This is a genomic window from Acinetobacter towneri, from assembly GCF_017498585.1.
Classification (GTDB): Bacteria; Pseudomonadota; Gammaproteobacteria; order Pseudomonadales; family Moraxellaceae; genus Acinetobacter; species Acinetobacter towneri.
This window is the reverse complement of sequence record NZ_CP071766.1, coordinates 328,034-345,849: the sequence shown is the minus strand read 5'-3', so window position 1 is coordinate 345,849 and position 17,816 is coordinate 328,034. Positions and strand designations below refer to the sequence as shown.

The following is a 17,816-nucleotide window of genomic DNA, read 5'->3' as shown; positions in this document are numbered from 1 at the left end:
TGTGAAATTTGCGCATTTGGTGGAAATTGGGTATTATTTTGCTGGAATATTGACCAGTATGTTTGGGCTGGCAAAGTTCTAAGTAGAGATAAAATTTTAAAATACAAAATCCAGAGGGCAGAATAGATGAAAAATAGAGCATTTGTAAAAATAATGATGGTCACGGGTGTCTTAGGTTTAACAGCATGTGGCGGTAGTGACAGTGATGAAACAGGAAACGTACCAGTACCATCAGAGCCAGTTGCCGAGGCTATGGTTCAAAAAAGTGTAGAAGAGCTGACGCTGTTGGATGTGAATAACCTTACCTTAAATGCTGCGTCGATTCAGATTTTAAGTGACGAAGAGTGGAAGAAATTACAAGCAAGTAGTTTGAAAACAGCAACAAATGCAAGTACAGCAGATGATTCTGAACAGCTATTTCCACCGATCAATAGTTTACCGACAGCGACTCATTTTAAAGGTCAAAGTTACCTTGCTAATGCTCAAGGCATCGTTAAACTGCCTAAATTGGCTGCAGGCACATATTATGTTTTGGTCACTAAAAATGGACAGTCTGCAGTTTCGGCATTCTTGATCCATCCTAAAAATACCAATAAGAGCATTGTGTTGAATGTTGTCCTCAACTGCTTAGACCAAGACTGTCAGACCTTAAGTGATGCACCTGTCAATGATGCAGTAGTCGGTACGTTGTCTGGTCAGGTCATTTATAAAGGAAAGCCTTTAGCGAATGCGCAAGTCGCATTATCTGGCGGTGCTGCGACCAATGGTGCATTTGTTAGTGCAATTACCGATGCTAATGGTTATTTCACGCTTTCATTTAACGTCTCCAATACTCTGCTTGAAGCATTGAAAAATGCCACGCTCACTATTAGCAGTGCAGGAACTAATACCATGACAAAAAAAGTTACGGTCATTGCTTCTTCTGCATCGGGCTATCAATTTGAAGTGCTGCCTGAAACGACATCTGCAGATGCGGTATGGCGTGAAACTTTTGAAGCGGACTCTACTACTCGCAATGCATGGACAAGCTCACAGCCAAGTGTGGCGAATGTCGATTGGCAGCTGCTAAACAAAGGTCACAATATTCGTAATAATCAAGTGAATCAGCGTGTGCGCTTAGCGCCAAATGACCAAAGTCAAGGCAAGGTACCTGAGCCACTGCAAGGTAATACGGCATATTGGTATGGTGACAAAGTAAATGGCAACTTTATTGGTGCTTTAAGTGATTCATCTACGGCTCCAGAGTTTGATGGCGGCACCTCGCAGCATGACAATAGGGGAGAATTGATTTCACCTGTGATTAATCTAAGCCAGTATCAGGCGCCTTTGAGTTTAAGCTTTAAAACATGGTGGGAAATTGAGTCAGTCAATCCAAATAATCAGGGGTTTGATTTGATGAATATTTTAGTTTCTACCGACGGCGGTAACAGTTTTAAGACTTTGGCTCGATTAAACCCGCTGGCAGATCCATCTTCTGCATATGATCGCGCGCCGATTCCATACAGTAATTTAGGCTTTAACCTCGCACCGGCTGCTGTTCAGCAAGAAGCAATTTCATTAGATGAATATGCAGGCAAGGCCAATGTTCAGCTGAAATTCCAATTTAGAACGGTCGATGGACTTTATAATGGTTTCCGCGGCTGGATGATTGATGATGTGGTGATTCAGAAAAAAGCCGGAACTTTCCCATTATTTGATGGTGTGAGTTTTGATGAAAATTCAGATAGTTTCTCTCAGGACTATAGTGGCGTCGCTGCAAAACAAGCGGGCGTTTTGTTGAAAAGCACGAAGAGTTATGCACGGTGGGCTGACGAGCCACAGCGTAAATAAAGATTTACATGGCGGTGCAGTATGAATGAATAGAATAGGTTTAGACACATTGCATTCGCGATCAATCAACCATCAAGCGTGGTGAATACTAAAAACAGCTCTCTATTGAGGGCTGTTTATATTTAAAGGGGCAATTTATTCAGCCACTTCAGCATAGCGGTAACTAAAGCGTAAGCGTTCGCTGAACACAATCTTACGAATTCATCCTATAAGCCTTAATTCAATCCCCTTTAAAAAACAGGCGACTCAATTTTATGACTACAAATAACCAGACATTGATCGCATTTCTTGCCAAGAAACTAAGAACATACAGTGAATCATAGTGAGTTTGTCGAAGACGAGATTGTAAATAAAATTGCGTAATTGATTGAATTTTATATGTTCATAGTCACAACGAAGTCAGGCATCATGTTGGAAGAACAAAAATTAAATGACCTTATAGCAGAATTTGCTAAATCCATAAAAACAGAAGATGATCTAAATCCATTCAGCCGATTGTTGACTAAACTGACTATTTTAGCGGCTCTCAATGCCGGACTTACCCTACACCTCGGACATGAAAGAAAGCTCGTAAGCGCGGTTCTAATGCTCGCAATGGTCATTCAAGTAAGACCTTACGGATGATGGTGAGATTCAGATCACGACACCAGGAGATCGTGATGACACACTTCAGTCACAGCTGTTTAAAAAGAAAGAGAAGCACGACTTCGCAAGGCTATCACGCGAATGGATAGCCAGATTCTATCCCTTTATATCAAAGGCTCCCAGAGGGAAACTGGAATTTACAGCCTTGTACCCTGTCATTTTCTTCACCATTTTCAACTGCAATAAGCTTATGAGTATGATGACTGTGATTCAATCCTTTACTGAATTTCATGCTGGCTTTTTGAGTCCTGAACTTTGACTCATCCAGATAAGGAAAACGTCAGCTCAATATTGACGGGTATCTATGGAACACAAGGGGTTCTTAAAGCGAAATATGGGACAGTAGTGGCATTCGGACTCCTTTTTTTCTGCCTGTATTTTGGGCTAAATAAAAAAGTGTAACCCGAAGATTACACTTTTAAAGCTCAAAAACTAAAGTCCAAAACAGTTTTGTTTTAGAAATTACAAACGCATTTCAATGCCTTGCGCTGCCAAATATTGTTTGGCTTCTGGAATAGTGTGCTGACCAAAGTGGAAAATTGAGGCAGCTAGTACCGCATCTGCACCGCCTTTTAAAATACCATCTGCCAAGTGCTGTAAATTACCTACACCGCCAGACGCAATGGTGGGTACAGTTACACGGTCATTGATGGCACGCATGAGCGCCAAGTCATAGCCTGCCTTGGTACCATCGGCATCCATTGAAGTGACCAATAGCTCACCTGCGCCGTAGTCTGCCATTTTCACTGCCCATTCAATGGCATCAATACCTGTTGGTTTACGACCACCGTGGGTGAAAATTTCCCATTTGTTATCACCCGTTTTTTTCGCATCAATGGCAACCACAATACATTGCGCGCCAAAACGCTGTGAGGCTTCTTGCACAAATTCAGGGTTAAACACGGCTGCAGAGTTAATGCTGACTTTATCTGCACCTGCGTTCAATAATAGGCGAATGTCTTCAACCTTGCGCACGCCACCACCAACGGTGAGGGGCACGAACACGGTTTCTGCCATACGTTCTACGGTACGATAAGTCGTATCACGACCATGATGGGTAGCGGTAATGTCTAAAAAGGTGATTTCATCGGCACCTTGTTCATTATAACGACGCGCCACTTCGACAGGGTCGCCCGCATCACGAATATCAAGGAATTGCACGCCCTTAACCACGCGACCATTATCTACGTCTAGGCAAGGAATAATACGTTTCGCTAGCATAAATTTTTCCAATTATTACAGCCGATTATGAAACTCACCCACACAAGCGCTACACCTTGGCAGATGGAGCGGGTATTCTATCAAACTTAGCTCAGGTTTTTCGCAGGTTTTCTATGTCGGTTTATACTCCTTTGACTTTAAAGGAAGTTCAGGTCTTTGCAGCGCCTTATGGATTGGAGGTGGTCGAGCTGATTCCCATTCAAGGGGGGATTCAAAATACCAATTATTTTTTGCGTTGCGACAATCAAAACGAGTACGTGCTGACCATTTTTGAAGAATTAGATCAGCAAGCGGCAGGCGAATTAATTCCTGTATTACAGCATTTGGGGCAAGCGGGTTTGCCTGTGGCAGTGCCTTTATCCTATTCGGGACAAGCCATTCACCAATTAAAAGAAAAACCTGCACAAATTGCACCGCGTTTAATTGGGCAGCATCCGACACTGGCAACAGTGGCGCAAGTGGAAGCGATTGCGATTGCACAAGCCAAAATGCATGTGGCCTTACAAAATTTTCCTTTGCAGCGCGATCATGTACGTGATCACGCTTATTGGGCAGGGGTCGCACGCCAATTAAAACCAAGAATGCATGTGGCCGATCAAGCCTTACTGTCCAAACTTTTGGGCTTGTATGAAGCCTTAACCGCAGTCTATCCGCAGCGTCCTAAAGGTTTTATTCACTCGGATTTATTCCGTGACAATACCTTGTTTGCAGATGATCAGTTGCAAGGCATTTTAGATTTTTATGAATTAAATCAAGATGAATTGCTGTTTGATATTGCGATTACGCTGAATGATTTTTGTACCGATTTTCCTGAGCTGAGCTTAAATGAAAGCAAGGCGATTGCATTTTTAAATGCCTACGAAACGGTGCGTCCTTTAACCCAAGACGAAAAAGCCTGTTTGGAACTGTATTTGGCAATGGCGGCAGGACGTTTTTGGTTAATGCGTTTGCAGGTGGCTGCTAAAAATGCGGCAGAAGGGCGGACAGGCGCAGATATTTTGCAGAAAAATCCAGATGAAATGCGGAATATGCTGATTGAACGCTTAAAGTTTGTGACAGCTTGAGGGATATAGAACATGCGTGATCAAGGGCGTTTAGTCGAATGGTTTGATGAGCAGGGTTATGGGTTTATTCAGCCGAATGACCACCAAAAAGATCGCGTGTTTTTACACATTAAGGACTTCGCCCGACAAGGGCCACGTCCAATTGTGGGCTGTGCCTTGGAATATACCGTAACTGTGGATGAGCGCGGACGTTACCGAGCACAGCAAGCGGTGTATTTAAAAGCTTCGCAGACCAAAGCAGCAAAGGCATCTGCTGTGAGTGCGAAAACATCCAACATCACGCAAAAAATGCAGCCGATGCAAATATTATGTGTGGCTTATATTGTTGCTTTGGCTTTGCTGACGCTGTTGGGATTGCTCAGCGGCATGTTGTTATTATTCATCAGTTTGATGAATGCGCTGAGTTATTGGCTGTATGCACAAGATAAAGAAGCTGCACAGCAGGGTGGACGTCGTATTCCTGAAAATAACTTGCATATTGTGGCTTTTTTAGGGGGTTGGCCTGCAGCATGGTTAGCACAACAAAAATTACGCCATAAAACACAAAAACAACCCTTTGGTAAGATTTATTTTTGTACGATAGGCTTAAATATCTTTCTGATTTTATGGATGATTTCTCCGTTGAATCAGCTTAACATCTAATTGGGAATATTGTTCCAGTAACAGGCTTGTCAGGTGCATTATGTCAGACGCAGAGCATTCATATTCAGTAGATCAAGACCCACATCGTTCATTGACCATGATTTTATATGTGCTGTATATCGTGGCGATTTTTTCTGCGGGGATATTGGCCGTGATTGCCTTAATCATCAACTATTTAAAACGTAGTGATGTACAAGGTTCAATTTTTGCCAGTCATTTTACTTGGCAAATTCGCAGCTTCTGGTGGTATCTGTTTTGGAATATTGTGGCCTTTGTGCCGTTCTTTTTGGTGTTCTTTAGTCCAGATGCGCAAAGCTTTGCCAGTATGACTTTGGCTGCGACACTTTTCTGTATCGCAGTGGTTGCTATTTCGTGGTTATGGATTGTTTACCGTGCTATACGCGGTTTAATTCGCGTGAATGATAATTTACCGATGTATCATTAAATTCACGTTCGTTCGTCTTTTTAAGATGTTTTGAGCGATCTTGCCTAGATGCTGTTTATTCAACTTTTTGGGATGATGTGTTTCGTTTTAAAAATTTTGGTCGCCATTCGCTGACCAGCACGCCTAAAACCACCAGTAGTCCACCGAACAACGCCAGAACTGCCAAGCGCTCGCCTGCCAAACGTCCAATCAATGCGGCCCAAACAGGCTCACCTGCATAAATAATAGCAGCTTGCGCAGGGTCTACTTGTCGTTGCGCCCAGTTCATCACCAATTGAATCACGGCACTGGCAATGCCTAAGCCGAGCAAAACAGCAAGGAGTGACCACTGAAATTCGGGCAATTGAGTTTCTCCAACCCATGGTGCAATCGCAAAACACAATAACGATGCACAACCCAGTTGGATGAGGGTAACGCGCTTTAAATTGACCCGATTGGCAAAATAGCTAATTAAAATAATTTCAAAGGCAATCGCAATTGAACCGATTAAAGTAATGGCTTGTCCAAAACTTAACTGAATTGCGCCTAAGCCATTGCCTGTTAAAAAGACCAAGCCTACAAATGCCAAAATAGCACCCAACCAAGTCATGACATGCGGACGTTGATCAAAGCATAACCACAGCAATAGCGGTACAAGCGGGACATACAGCGCCGTTAAAAAGGCCGATTCGCTACTGCTGATACTTTGTAAGCCAATGGTTTGAGTGACATAACCTAGCGCAATGACTGCGCCTATGGCAAAGCCTGCATAGAGTTCATCGAGGCTAAAACCACGTAAGCTTCGCCATGAAATCAGCCCCACGGCCAACGTGGCTGCGGCAAAACGTAAGCCTACAAACAGTACTGGACTGCTGAAGTTCAAACCGTATTGCACGGTAATGAAGGTTGCACCCCAAATTAAGGTAATCAAAATGAGCGCCAGTTGCGGCGCTTTGCTGCGAAGCATTGGTGAAAGCTGAGACATAGAACCAGTGGGAGATGAAGAAAACTCAAAATGAGTAAAATAAAATCAAAATAAAAAAGAGGTCCGCAGACCTCTTTAAAAATACGCGGCAGAATTACAAAGATTGCTCATCTAAAAGCAACTGTGCCTCACGCAGGCTTAACGTGCCTTCGTAAATTGCACGACCTGTAATCGCACCTAAAATGCCAGGCTGACCTTTTAGGTTGCGTACGTCATCTAAATTGGTCACACCGCCAGAAGCAATCACGGGTAAGCCTGAATATTGCGCCAAGTTTACGGTTTGTTCTACGTTCACACCTTGCATCATGCCATCACGGGCAATATCGGTATAAACAATGCTAGATACACCTGCATCGGCAAAACGCTTAGCTAAATCTGTTGCCTTCACGTCTGTGACGTTGGCCCAACCATCAGTAGCCACCATGCCATTCATGGCGTCAATGCCGACAATGATGTGTCCTGCAAATTTCTTGCAGGCTTCTTCTACAAAAGTAGGCTCTTGTACGGCTTTGGTACCAATAATCACGAACGATACGCCTGCATCCAAATAGTGTTCGATGGTTTCGAGTGAACGAATACCGCCACCAATTTGAATTGGAAGATCCGGTTGTGATTTTGCAATCGCTTCAACCACAGGTTTATGAATTGGCGTACCTGCGAAAGCGCCGTTTAAATCGACTAAATGCAAGCGACGCGCGCCTTCATTTACCCAGTGTTGTGCTGTTGCCACTGGATCGTCAGAAAATACAGTATCATCTTCCATACGACCTTGTTTTAAACGAACACACTTGCCATCTTTCAGGTCAATTGCAGGGATGATCAGCATGCTTTCGCTCCTTGCCAAAAACTTATTGAATTCAATCTGTGCATCTTAACAAAGTATTGTTAAATATCTAAGCATCTGTTGTAGGTTTTGTTTTAGAGGGACGAATCCGCAATTTGAGTGAACTGTTTGGGATATGCTCGGGCAATAGACCCAAACGCCCCAATTCTTCAAATATCAACACAGGTGCGTAGGCATCGGCGGCAGCATAGGCAATTTGTGCTTCACTGAGCTGTTTGCATGCCCAGTTTGAGGTGCTGATACTTCGGCTTTTAGGGAAATGAACGTGAAATAATAATGCCATGGCATTTTTAAGCCCAAGCGGACTTTTAAAACCAAAACTGCCAAAACATTTGGATAGTTCAATCACGCTATTCAGTTGTATACCTTTTTTACGAAATAAATGGGCATCATTTTTCAGCCCAAAACCTACTTTAATTTGATCGCGATTGGCAAAAACTGGCTGCAAAAATTGCCAAATGTCATCATTGAGCTGAAATAGATAGGCTTTTTCTAAGGTTGCGAGCTGAATTAAATGCGGGCCTGTAGAAACTTCGCCTACATTAAACGTGGGTTTAGATTCAGAATCGAAACCCAAGACAGCTGCGGTTTTCAGTTCAGCTTCAATTGCTAGACATTGCTCTAGATTTTGAATCAGTACAATATTTTGACGCGCAATATTTTCAAACAGTGGCAATTGCCGAATTTCATCAGGGCTAGGCAGGGTACGCAGACGAGTGAGATCCATAACATTCAAAGCGGTAAAGAAGCGGTTTTAGCCTAAAGCGTTTTGCGGAATTTGGCAAAGTTTAAAAGATTGAAAATGCTGTGCAGGACAAAGATTGCAGCGAATATCCTGAAAAAATAGCCCAATAGATGGGCTATTTCGAAATATCAACCAAGTGGAATATTTTTGCTTAGACGTTGCTGAATATACCTGACAAGAAGCTGCCAATAATCGCCAAAATCATCAGCACAATAAAAATCCAAGCCAGTACTTTTTCCCAACCTGCAGTTTCACGTACCGCACCATAGCTATTTTGACGATCATCGCCAGGTGCAAATACCAAATATAAACCCATAATAATATTCACCAAAGGCACCAAAATCAGCAAAGATAACCAGCCAGTATGATTGCGGTCATGCAAGCGGCGGATGGTGAAAATAAAGCTAAAATAGAACGCAACGATATAAATGATCACGAGCAAGATCATGCCGATGCCCATAGAGCCAGAGCCGAGCTCTAGCAATAAATTGGGTGCAACAACGGCAATAATTGCAATCAGTACTGCAAGCCCCAAGCTGAGCAAACAGTTCCACGCTAAAAATGATAATCGACCAAAACGCCCCGCTGCACTGAGTGCAGAATCTTCTACATATTGACTCATTGTTGTAATTCCTAGATTTTTTGAATTTTCTGTCGCATACCGTATATTTGCTCAAAAATCTTGTGAGATATCTCTCTCACATCGCAAACATAGACCAATTATCGACAGACCCTCAGTTTATTTTGAATAAAAGGTATAAAAAACGCTTTAATTTTAAACACAAATCAATGTGCAATAAAAGTGAAAAACATTCACGCAAAAATAAAGCCGAGATTAACTCGGCTTTATTGATTGAAGCATCCTGAATATTAGATATTCCATTCCACAAAGTTTTTTAGTAACTGCAAACCAACAGTGTGACTTTTTTCTGGGTGGAACTGCGTTGCAAACAAGTTGTCTTGATGCAGGGCTGTACAGAAAGTTAAACCATAATCACAGGTCGCGGCCACGATTTTTTCATCTTGCGGTTCAACATAAAAACTATGCACGAAGTAAAAACGCGCATCTTGTTCAATGTTGTTCCACATAGGGTGGCTCGGGTCACGTTGATGTACCTGATTCCAACCCATGTGTGGCACTTTTAAACCTGCTACTTCAGGAAAGCGTTTGACTGTACCTGCAAAAATGCCCAGTGCATCTGCTCCGCCATTTTCTTCGGAATGTTGCATCAGCGCCTGCATGCCTACACAAATTGCAAGTACAGGTTTATTAAAGACCGCGTTGCGTACCACGTCATCAATGCCAGCTTCATGCATGCCTTGCATACAATCACGCATAGCACCCACACCTGGAAACACAATTTTATCGGCTTGTGCAATCAGTTTTGGGTCATTGGTCACATCTACCGTTGCACCCACATGCTCTAAAGCTTTCGCTGCAGAGTGTAAATTTCCCATGCCATAGTCAAGAAGGGCAATTCGGGTCATTAGAGTGTTCCTTTGGTTGATGCCACTGTATTTTCAGCACGCGGATCGACTTCACATGCCATGCGTAAAGCACGTGCAAATGCTTTAAATACGCTTTCAATTTGGTGGTGGCTGTTTTTACCTTTGAGGTTGTCGATGTGCAGTGTCATTAATGCATGGTTGACAAAGCCTTGGAAGAATTCTGAGAATAAATCCACATCAAAAGTACCAATACGTGCGCGGGTAAATGGAATATCCATAAATAAACCCGGACGACCCGATAAATCGACAATCACACGGCTTAAAGATTCATCAAGTGGTGCGTAAAAGTGACCGTAGCGTCGTAAACCTTTTTTATCGCCCAAAGCTTGAGCAAAAGCTTGTCCAAGCGTGATACCACAGTCTTCTACAGTGTGGTGATCATCAATTTCCAAGTCGCCATCACAATGAATATCAATATCAAACAAACCGTGTCGCTTGATTTGATCAATCATATGGTCTAAAAATGGAACTCCAGTGTTGAGTGTGCCTTGACCCGTACCGTCCAGATTCACACGAACTCGAATTTTAGTTTCGTTGGTATTTCTCACCACTTCACTGATACGTTGGGTCATAGACACGTTCCTCAAAAAACGTCAAAAATGATTGATGTAAAATGTTTTCGCTGTGACGAAGTCTCAGCATATTAGATTGCTCAGGAGGGTTAATCAATGCCTATTACCGTACATGCCTATACTTCACTGGAAAATACCGAAGTGCGCAGCCAGCTTGAGCGACTGTATGATACCAGCCCTGAATTTGGCGATGGGCAAGATGCGGTAAGCCAACTTGAGCAGAACTTGGCTCAGTATACCCTACTTTACACGGCAGAATTTAATACTAAAGTGATTGGTGCGATTTGGTGCACAGGGCAAGATGATCATCGTACGCTTGAATATATTGTGGTGCATCCTGCAAACCGTGGTCGAGGTGTGGCAGATCGTTTGGTGAGTGAGGTGTGCCGTATGGAAGAAGCCAAAGGTGTGCAGCACTTTCAGCCGGGTTGTGGTGCGATTCATCGTTGTTTGGCGCATTTGGGTAAGTTGTGAGTTTTTAAAAAGCTGACGTTGTGTCTGTCTTTTCAGTTTATCCGTATAGGTCAAAATTAAATTAGTATCGAAAATCCCTTCTCTTGCGCCATATATGGCTCAGGGATGAGGAATATCTTCCGTAAGAGGATGATGGGGGGTTGAAGTATGGTTTTAATCGGATTTGTGAAAGAAGTTTATCTAAATCCTATATTGTTTTTTGTGCTTGCACAGCCACAATTTTTAGCTAAGGTTTAAATAGCTTTGCGTAGGCATCTTCCTACTTTGGCAAGACCCAAAGTAGGCAAAAGTCTTTTGTTACCCATACACGACATCCTTGTCGTGATGGGTAACGTGGGGCATCCGTGCCCCACATTCGCGTATCGGAAGTTTGTCAAAATTTAATTGGAAAAGAACTCATTTTTAAATTTTTGGGTGATATTTCAGCAGAAATAGAATGAGGTTGCTGTAAAAGTAAACATTTGCACTGAAAAGCGAAAAAGACTATTGACGATTTACAGCTGAAACTGTTTAATACGCGTCATTGGCGTGATAGCTCAGTCGGTAGAGCAACGGATTGAAAATCCGTGTGTCCCCAGTTCGATCCTGGGTCTCGCCACCATATTCAAAACGGTTAAACGTTTTCAATCCCTGATCCCATCAGGGATTTTTTTTTGCATAAAATTTATGCGATCAAATAAAAAAGTGATGATTTTTATTGACTATTCAGCCGAGATACGGCTTAATACACGGCATTGGCGTGATAGCTCAGTCGGTAGAGCAACGGATTGAAAATCCGTGTGTCCCCAGTTCGATCCTGGGTCTCGCCACCATATTCAAAAAGCCTCAAACAATGTTTGGGGCTTTTTTATGCGCAAAATTTTTTATGTCTAAAATAAAATCTTGTATTCAAACCCGCTTTGCATCTTCATCTAAAGTCCACAATACGTATTAAACAAGCTGAATTAAAATCAAGCGATCATGGTCAGGGAATGCAGCATGAAAGATTTGTTTTCGCAGGGCAGCGATTTATATCGTCAGGCACGTCCGCAGTATTCAACCGCGATTGTCGATACGATTTTACAACATGTGCCAGAGCGCGGTTTGACATGGGACTGCGGTGCAGGTTCAGGGCAGTTTACCCAGTTATTAACGCCACATTTTCAGCAGATTTTAGCCACGGATTTAAGTCAGGCACAGCTGGATCAAGCACCACAGTGGGAAAATGTGCGTTATCGCGCTTGTTTGGCGCAAGACAGCGGATTGGCAGATGCGAGTGTGGATTTAATTACCGTTGCACAAGCGATTCACTGGTTCAATTTTGATGCCTTTTATGCCGAAGTGCATCGGGTGCTAAAACCGAGTGGAATATTTGCTGCGGTGGGCTACGGTCTGATTCAAGCTGTAGATCCTGAGGTGAATACCGCAATTCAACGCTTGTATTTTCAGACCTTAAAAGGTTGTTGGGATGCTGAACGTCGTTATATTGATGACTTATATCGCACGATTCCTTTCCCATTTCAAGAAATCGTGACACCCGAACTTTGCCTGAAATATCGTTGGTCGGCAGCACAATTGCTGAATTATTTAAACACTTGGTCGGGACTGCAGCATTATTTAAAGCAACATACTGATACGCCCTTGCTTGAATTACAACAATTGTTGCAGCAGCAACCTGCTCAGGGCTTGGAAATTCAGTTTCCAGTTTTGCTGCGTTTAGGTCGCTTGGTATAAAAAGTCAATGTATTGAGTGATTTTTGAACTTAAAATATAAGTTGGTGAAAAAAGGATGTTTCTCCACAGGTGTAATTTACCTATGTGCGAGGTGTCCAATGTTAAAATTTTCTCTCCCTATTTTATTCAGTCTTGCGCTGAGTCTCCCTGCGACTGCTTTTGCCAATCTTGATCAGCCTTTACAGGTCTTGGATGATTGTGCATTAAGTGCAGAATATGGGCAATCCAACAGCTTAAATTTGCTGCATGATCAATACCGTTTTACCGCGCAAGATGTGGTGAATCAAGTTCGAGCTGAACAAAACCTAGACTTAGCAAGCAAATTTGCAACTTTGGGTTCTCGTTTTTATATCAACCCGCAAGGTCAAACTGTGCTGCAAATTCAACGTGATGTGGTGTCTTTGGGTGTGATTGAAACCACACTCAGTGTGGATGGTTTACGCCAGTTAGGGCAGCATTTTATAGATGAATTTAAAGCTTTGGCATTTGAGTAAAATGGAGTGCGTTGTCGCAAATGACCTTGTGACAATCTAAGACATAAAAACTTAAGACATAAAAAAACGCCCTGAAAAATCAGGGCGTTTTTTATTGCACGCGAATTATGCTGGTTGCGCAGATTCTTGTTGTGCAGGAGTCAACATGTGACCGTGTTCTTCGAAGTTTGCATGCCAAGATAATGCTTCACGAAGTAGGTGAGGAGTGTGACCACCTTTTGCACATGCACGCTCAAAGTAATCATTCAATGCATTGCGGTACATTGGGTGTACACAGTTGTCGATAATCGCACGAGCGCGTTCACGTGGTGCAAGACCGCGTAAATCTGCTAAACCTTGCTCAGTGACTAAGATGTCAACGTCGTGTTCGTTGTGGTCTACATGCGCAGCCATTGGAACGATAGATGAAATGTCACCGCCTTTCGCAATCGATTTAGTCACGAAAATCGCCAAGTGTGCGTTACGCGCGAAGTCACCTGAACCACCAATACCGTTCATCATTTTGGTACCGCATACGTGGGTTGAGTTCACGTTACCGTAAATATCAAACTCAAGTGCAGTGTTAATACCAATGATGCCTAAACGACGTACTAACTCAGGGAAGTTAGAAATTTCTTGTGGACGTAAAATGAATTTGTCTTTGTAGTGTGCAAGATTACCAAATACGCGATCGCCACATTTTTCAGACAAGGTCATTGAACAGCCAGAAGCGAACTTCATTTTGCCTGCATCAATCAATTCAAACGTACAGTCTTGGAGTACTTCTGAGTACATCACCAAGTCTTCAAAGTTAGAGTGTTTGAAGCCTGTTAATACTGCGTTTGCAATTGAACCGATACCTGCTTGTAAAGGTGCCAAGTTTTTCGGTAAACGACCTTGAGCTACTTCGTTTTCAAAGAATGCGATCAAGTGATCTGCAATTGCTTGAGTTTCGTCATCTGGATCGGTCACGTTAGATGGAGAGTCAAGCAAGGTATCGTTAAATACAATACCCACAACTTTTGCAGGGTCTAACTGAATACCTTTGGTTCCAATACGTTGTTCAACGTGAGTTAATGGCACTGGACCACGTGTTGGACGTGCTTCAGGAATATAAATGTCGTGTAGGCCTTCAAATTCTGTGCTTACAGTGGTGTTGATTTCGATAATGACTTTATCTGCATATTCAACAAAGCTTGCAGAGTTACCTACAGAAGTTGTTGGAATAATTAAGCTGTCTTCAGTAATTGCAACTGCTTCAACAATCGCGATGTCTGGGCGTTTTAGCGTGTTGTTACGCATTTGCTCAACAGTTTCAGACAAGTGTTGGTCAATGAACATAACTTGACCTTGGTTAATTGCTTTACGCAAGGTGTTGTCTACTTGGAACGGCATACGACGAGCCAAAACACCTGCTTCAGTCAATTGCTTGTCTAAATCATTACCAAGACTTGCGCCAGTAATTAAGTCAATTTTTAAAGGGTTGGTTTTAGCGCGTGCCACCAATGCAAGTGGAACAGCTTTTGCTTCACCCGCACGAGTAAAGCCACTCATACCTACGGTCATACCATCTTGAACGAATTCAGCAGCTTGTTCTGCGCTGATTACTTTGTCGTGGAGGGAGGCTAAACGGATGCGATCTAAAGACATGGCGAACTCTCGTAAAATACTAGACTGATACCGATTGTACCGATCAAAAAAGGTATTTTGCATAGGTGTTAGGCTAAGGTCTAATTTTTTGCCTAAATGGTGGTATAAAAATATAAAATAATACATAAATAATTGAATTTAATCGTTTATTTATATATCAAAAGGTAAATATTACAATTTGTTTGATATATTTTTATACAATTTTGATATGCACCATCTGAATTTTTTACTTTGATCGTCCATCCGATTTGCTGTTGGTCTGAAATTGGTATATAGCAAGCCAGATAGAGATCAAAAGCGTCAGCCGTTTAGAAGTGTTCACTCAAACTTTGTTTGATTTTTTCCAGCGTGCCAACATTATTTTTTTCTTCAACGATTTCAGGTTGTAACGGCAGGGTAATGATGGCTTCAAGACCACCGTGTTCACGGTTTTGAATGGTGAGCTCGCCCTGATGAATATCGACAATACGTTTTACAATTGCCAAACCTAAGCCACTGCCTTGTACAGTACGTGCTTCATTGCCGCGTACAAAAGGCTGCATTAAATCGGCAATTTGGTCTTCTGGAATGCCTGTACCGTTGTCTGCCACGCTAATCCGAATGTGTTCATCCAGCACTTCTGCAGACAACTCAATTGGCTCTGCACCATAGCGTTTCGAGTTATTAATCAGGTTGCCAATCAGACGTTTCAGCGACAAACTGCGCGCCTGAATTAAAGGTAATTCTTGTGCGTTAAAGCGAATATCCAACGGTTTAAATTGAATAATCAATTCCTGCAGCAAAACATTTAAATCGGTTTCTTGTAATTCTTCATCGGAACCATCACGCATATAAGAAATGAATTGATTTAAAATCGCATCCATATCTTCTACATCGTAAATTAAGCCTTCTTTTAAAAAATCATCATCGGGCATCATTTCGGCACTTAAACGAATCCGTGTCAGTGGCGTGCGCAGGTCGTGTGAAATACCTGCCAACATGATACGACGGTCACGTTCAGTCTGTTCCAAGGTATAAATCATGTGATTAAAGGCTTGGTTGACCTCACGAATTTCCTGCGGACCGTGATTGGTTTCTAAATAAGGTGCTTTGCCTGTTTTACTGTAGCTATTGGCGGCATTTTGCAGACGACGCAAAGGACGATTCAGCTGACGTACTAGAGTTAAAATAATTGCTGCAGCTAACAGTGGAATACCCAAAAGCCAGCCAAAGACCAATTCAGGGCTGTAGTTGGCATAGGTTTTAAGGGGTTCACGTACCCAGTTGCCATTCATTTCTGGGGTTTGAATCCAAATACGCGGGCTTGGTTTGAACTGGAAATAGACCGTGACATCCTGCATTTTTAATTCAGTTGCCAGTTTCTTTTCTATTTGTTGGGTAAAAAACTCTGCAATGACTTTTTCCCGTACATTAGGAAACTCACGTGGATCGGTTACATATTCAATGCCGACCCGATTTTTAAGCCACGCATCGACATCGACTTCGGCTTCATTGTGAAAAATGCGCAAATCTGGATTGTTTAAAATTTCCAGTTCAACCGCTAAATAGCGGGCGTGTTGTTGAATTTCAGGTAAATACAAGGTGCGCCAAAAGAACCACAACGACATAAACAGGCTAAACAACACCACAAAAACCACCAGTACCGTGGTGCGCATGGCTGCAGAGCGTGGTTTGATTTTGTCCAGAAAACGCTCCCAGCGGGTACGTTTCTTTTCAGAATACGCCACATAGTCGGTAAATTCTTGTGGGTCGATGGGTTCGAGTTTCACATCTTGTCCTGTGGCAGAGGTTGTAAAGCGAATTTAGTAAGTGAAATTTTATGATGAATATACTTGTTATTGGAATGTCTGTTCTTTAAATCTAGCACAATGATCGGTGTGCATAAATGTTGATCATTGCATGAAGATGTGAGGCTGAAGCCTCACATCATTTTCAACTTATTCCGCACCATCTGGAACAAATACATAACCGACACCCCAAACCGTTTGAATATAACGTGCACGGGCAGGGTTTTCTTCAATTAAACGACGTAAACGTGAAACCTGAACATCAATCGAACGCTCCATCGCACCCCATTCACGACCACGCGCCAAATTCATTAACTTGTCACGGGTTAAAGGCTCACGAGGATGTTGTACCAACGCTTTGAGTACTGCAAATTCACCTGTAGTTAGGGTCACGACCTGACCTTCACGTGTCAAAGTACGGGTCGATAAATCTAGTGACCATGGGCCAAAACCAACCACTTCCATTTGCTGACTTGGTGCACCTGGTACCTCGCGCACTTGACGACGCAATACAGCACGAATACGCGCTAACAGCTCATTTGGATTAAACGGTTTTGGTAAATAATCATCTGCACCTGCTTCAAGTCCTGCAATACGGTCAGAGTCACTGCCGCGAGCCGTCAGCATAATAATTGGCGTGTCGATGTTAGATTGACGTAAACGACGGCAAATACTTAAACCATCTTCAACAGGCAGCATAAAATCAAGCACGATTAAAGAGAACAGTTCACGCTGTAACAAACGATCCATTTGTGTCGCATCGTGGGCAGTTTTGACCACAAAGCCCTTATCTTCCAAGAAACGCTGTAACAGGGTACGTAAACGCACATCATCATCGACAACGAGAATGCGTTCAACGCGGTCAGTTTCGCTGTGTACGGTATCTGTTTTTTCAGCAGGTACAACTAAACTCATGATGTGCTCCTTTATTCTTTATTGTCATCGTAAACAAAAAGTTGAGTTGGCTTTGAGTATACGATTCATTGGTATCTATTGCCTATGCTCTAAAGCAACAAATATTGCAGATAAAATCAAGACATAGATACCAAATATATACAGCATTCCCATGCGAAAAACTGACATATTTGTCCGTTTGAGTCTAACATAAGCCTGAATTTTATTTAGATTTATAAAATTTAGCCGAATTGGCAAAAATCGCCAAAAAACCACCATTTATAAAATTCATAAAACAATTGTGGATTTTATAGTCTTGGTCTTTATAATCATGGCTTTTAGTA

17 protein-coding genes, 2 tRNA genes and 1 pseudogene are annotated in these 17,816 nt (G+C 42.4%); 10 read left to right on the top strand and 10 right to left on the bottom strand.

What is annotated here, in order from left to right:
• The first annotated feature begins 126 nt into the window (after positions 1-126).
• Together J4G44_RS01675 and J4G44_RS01670 are read left to right on the top strand one after the other, a co-directional pair.
• A complete protein-coding gene (locus J4G44_RS01675) occupies positions 127-1,830 on the top strand; it encodes a carboxypeptidase regulatory-like domain-containing protein (protein ID WP_131260656.1) in 1,704 nt (567 codons plus the stop codon).
• A gap of 411 nt (positions 1,831-2,241) precedes the next feature.
• Positions 2,242-2,592: pseudogene (locus J4G44_RS01670) on the top strand (transposase); the annotation flags it as partial.
• Between the two features lie 345 nt (positions 2,593-2,937).
• Here J4G44_RS01670 and hisF read toward each other — a convergent pair.
• Positions 2,938-3,696 carry an imidazole glycerol phosphate synthase subunit HisF gene (gene hisF / locus J4G44_RS01665; RefSeq protein WP_004974384.1) on the bottom strand — a complete coding sequence of 253 codons (759 nt, stop codon included), beginning with the start codon at positions 3,694-3,696 and terminating at the stop codon, positions 2,938-2,940.
• A gap of 113 nt (positions 3,697-3,809) precedes the next feature.
• Here hisF and J4G44_RS01660 point away from each other — a divergent pair, with 113 nt between their 5' ends.
• The 3 genes from J4G44_RS01660 to J4G44_RS01650 are packed head-to-tail and all read left to right on the top strand — an operon-like array spanning position 3,810 to position 5,847.
• On the top strand, positions 3,810-4,760 hold the full coding sequence (locus J4G44_RS01660; RefSeq protein WP_179990270.1) for a homoserine kinase: 951 nt from the start codon (positions 3,810-3,812) through the stop codon (positions 4,758-4,760).
• Between the two features lie 12 nt (positions 4,761-4,772).
• A complete protein-coding gene (locus J4G44_RS01655; protein ID WP_096902640.1) occupies positions 4,773-5,402 on the top strand; it encodes a DUF1294 domain-containing protein in 630 nt (209 codons plus the stop codon).
• A gap of 40 nt (positions 5,403-5,442) precedes the next feature.
• Complete coding sequence (locus J4G44_RS01650; protein WP_004974391.1) at positions 5,443-5,847, top strand: DUF4870 family protein; 405 nt, start codon at positions 5,443-5,445, stop codon at positions 5,845-5,847.
• A 55-nt stretch (positions 5,848-5,902) separates the two neighbouring features.
• Here the strand turns inward: J4G44_RS01650 and J4G44_RS01645 are convergent, their stop codons facing one another.
• The 6 genes from J4G44_RS01645 to hisB form a co-directional block, all read right to left on the bottom strand.
• Positions 5,903-6,811 carry a DMT family transporter gene (locus J4G44_RS01645; RefSeq protein ID WP_131260653.1) on the bottom strand — a complete coding sequence of 303 codons (909 nt, stop codon included), beginning with the start codon at positions 6,809-6,811 and terminating at the stop codon, positions 5,903-5,905.
• A gap of 94 nt (positions 6,812-6,905) precedes the next feature.
• Positions 6,906-7,637: a 1-(5-phosphoribosyl)-5-[(5-phosphoribosylamino)methylideneamino]imidazole-4-carboxamide isomerase gene (gene hisA, locus J4G44_RS01640; protein WP_004974395.1), complete on the bottom strand. Its 732-nt coding sequence runs from the start codon at positions 7,635-7,637 to the stop codon at positions 6,906-6,908.
• Between the two features lie 67 nt (positions 7,638-7,704).
• Positions 7,705-8,382, bottom strand: coding sequence for a 3'-5' exonuclease family protein (locus J4G44_RS01635; protein ID WP_004974396.1), 678 nt, complete (start codon positions 8,380-8,382; stop codon positions 7,705-7,707).
• 169 nt (positions 8,383-8,551) lie between these two features.
• Positions 8,552-9,022: a DUF805 domain-containing protein gene (locus J4G44_RS01630; RefSeq protein WP_004974398.1), complete on the bottom strand. Its 471-nt coding sequence runs from the start codon at positions 9,020-9,022 to the stop codon at positions 8,552-8,554.
• A 248-nt stretch (positions 9,023-9,270) separates the two neighbouring features.
• Positions 9,271-9,888 carry an imidazole glycerol phosphate synthase subunit HisH gene (gene hisH, locus J4G44_RS01625; RefSeq protein ID WP_004974401.1) on the bottom strand — a complete coding sequence of 206 codons (618 nt, stop codon included), beginning with the start codon at positions 9,886-9,888 and terminating at the stop codon, positions 9,271-9,273.
• Complete coding sequence (gene hisB, locus J4G44_RS01620; RefSeq protein ID WP_096902642.1) at positions 9,888-10,481, bottom strand: imidazoleglycerol-phosphate dehydratase HisB; 594 nt, start codon at positions 10,479-10,481, stop codon at positions 9,888-9,890. Before hisB ends, hisH begins: the two co-directional genes overlap by 1 nt.
• A 96-nt stretch (positions 10,482-10,577) precedes the next feature.
• Between hisB and J4G44_RS01615 the strand changes: the two genes are divergently transcribed.
• The 5 genes from J4G44_RS01615 (at position 10,578) to J4G44_RS01595 (ending at position 13,162) form a co-directional block, all read left to right on the top strand.
• Positions 10,578-10,955 (top strand): GNAT family N-acetyltransferase, encoded by a 378-nt coding sequence (locus tag J4G44_RS01615; RefSeq protein ID WP_096902643.1) that lies wholly within the window; start codon positions 10,578-10,580, stop codon positions 10,953-10,955.
• Between the two features lie 525 nt (positions 10,956-11,480).
• Positions 11,481-11,556, top strand: a tRNA-Phe gene (locus J4G44_RS01610).
• A 135-nt stretch (positions 11,557-11,691) separates the two neighbouring features.
• Positions 11,692-11,767, top strand: a tRNA-Phe gene (locus J4G44_RS01605).
• Between the two features lie 166 nt (positions 11,768-11,933).
• The gene (locus J4G44_RS01600) at positions 11,934-12,668 is read left to right on the top strand and encodes a class I SAM-dependent methyltransferase (protein ID WP_207973787.1); all 735 of its coding nucleotides are present in this window, start codon (positions 11,934-11,936) and stop codon (positions 12,666-12,668) included.
• A 98-nt stretch (positions 12,669-12,766) separates the two neighbouring features.
• Entirely contained in the window at positions 12,767-13,162 is a 396-nt protein-coding gene (locus J4G44_RS01595) for a hypothetical protein (RefSeq protein ID WP_004974410.1), read from the top strand.
• A gap of 105 nt (positions 13,163-13,267) precedes the next feature.
• On the opposite strand, the gene J4G44_RS01590 is transcribed toward J4G44_RS01595, so the two are convergent.
• From J4G44_RS01590 to ompR, 3 genes are all read right to left on the bottom strand, one after another.
• A complete protein-coding gene (locus tag J4G44_RS01590) occupies positions 13,268-14,791 on the bottom strand; it encodes an acetyl-CoA hydrolase/transferase family protein (protein ID WP_004974412.1) in 1,524 nt (507 codons plus the stop codon).
• A 308-nt stretch (positions 14,792-15,099) separates the two neighbouring features.
• Positions 15,100-16,560 carry an ATP-binding protein gene (locus J4G44_RS01585; protein WP_004974413.1) on the bottom strand — a complete coding sequence of 487 codons (1,461 nt, stop codon included), beginning with the start codon at positions 16,558-16,560 and terminating at the stop codon, positions 15,100-15,102.
• A 168-nt stretch (positions 16,561-16,728) separates the two neighbouring features.
• Positions 16,729-17,493, bottom strand: coding sequence for an osmolarity response regulator transcription factor OmpR (gene ompR / locus J4G44_RS01580; protein ID WP_004974415.1), 765 nt, complete (start codon positions 17,491-17,493; stop codon positions 16,729-16,731).
• Positions 17,494-17,816: the final 323 nt, after the last annotated feature.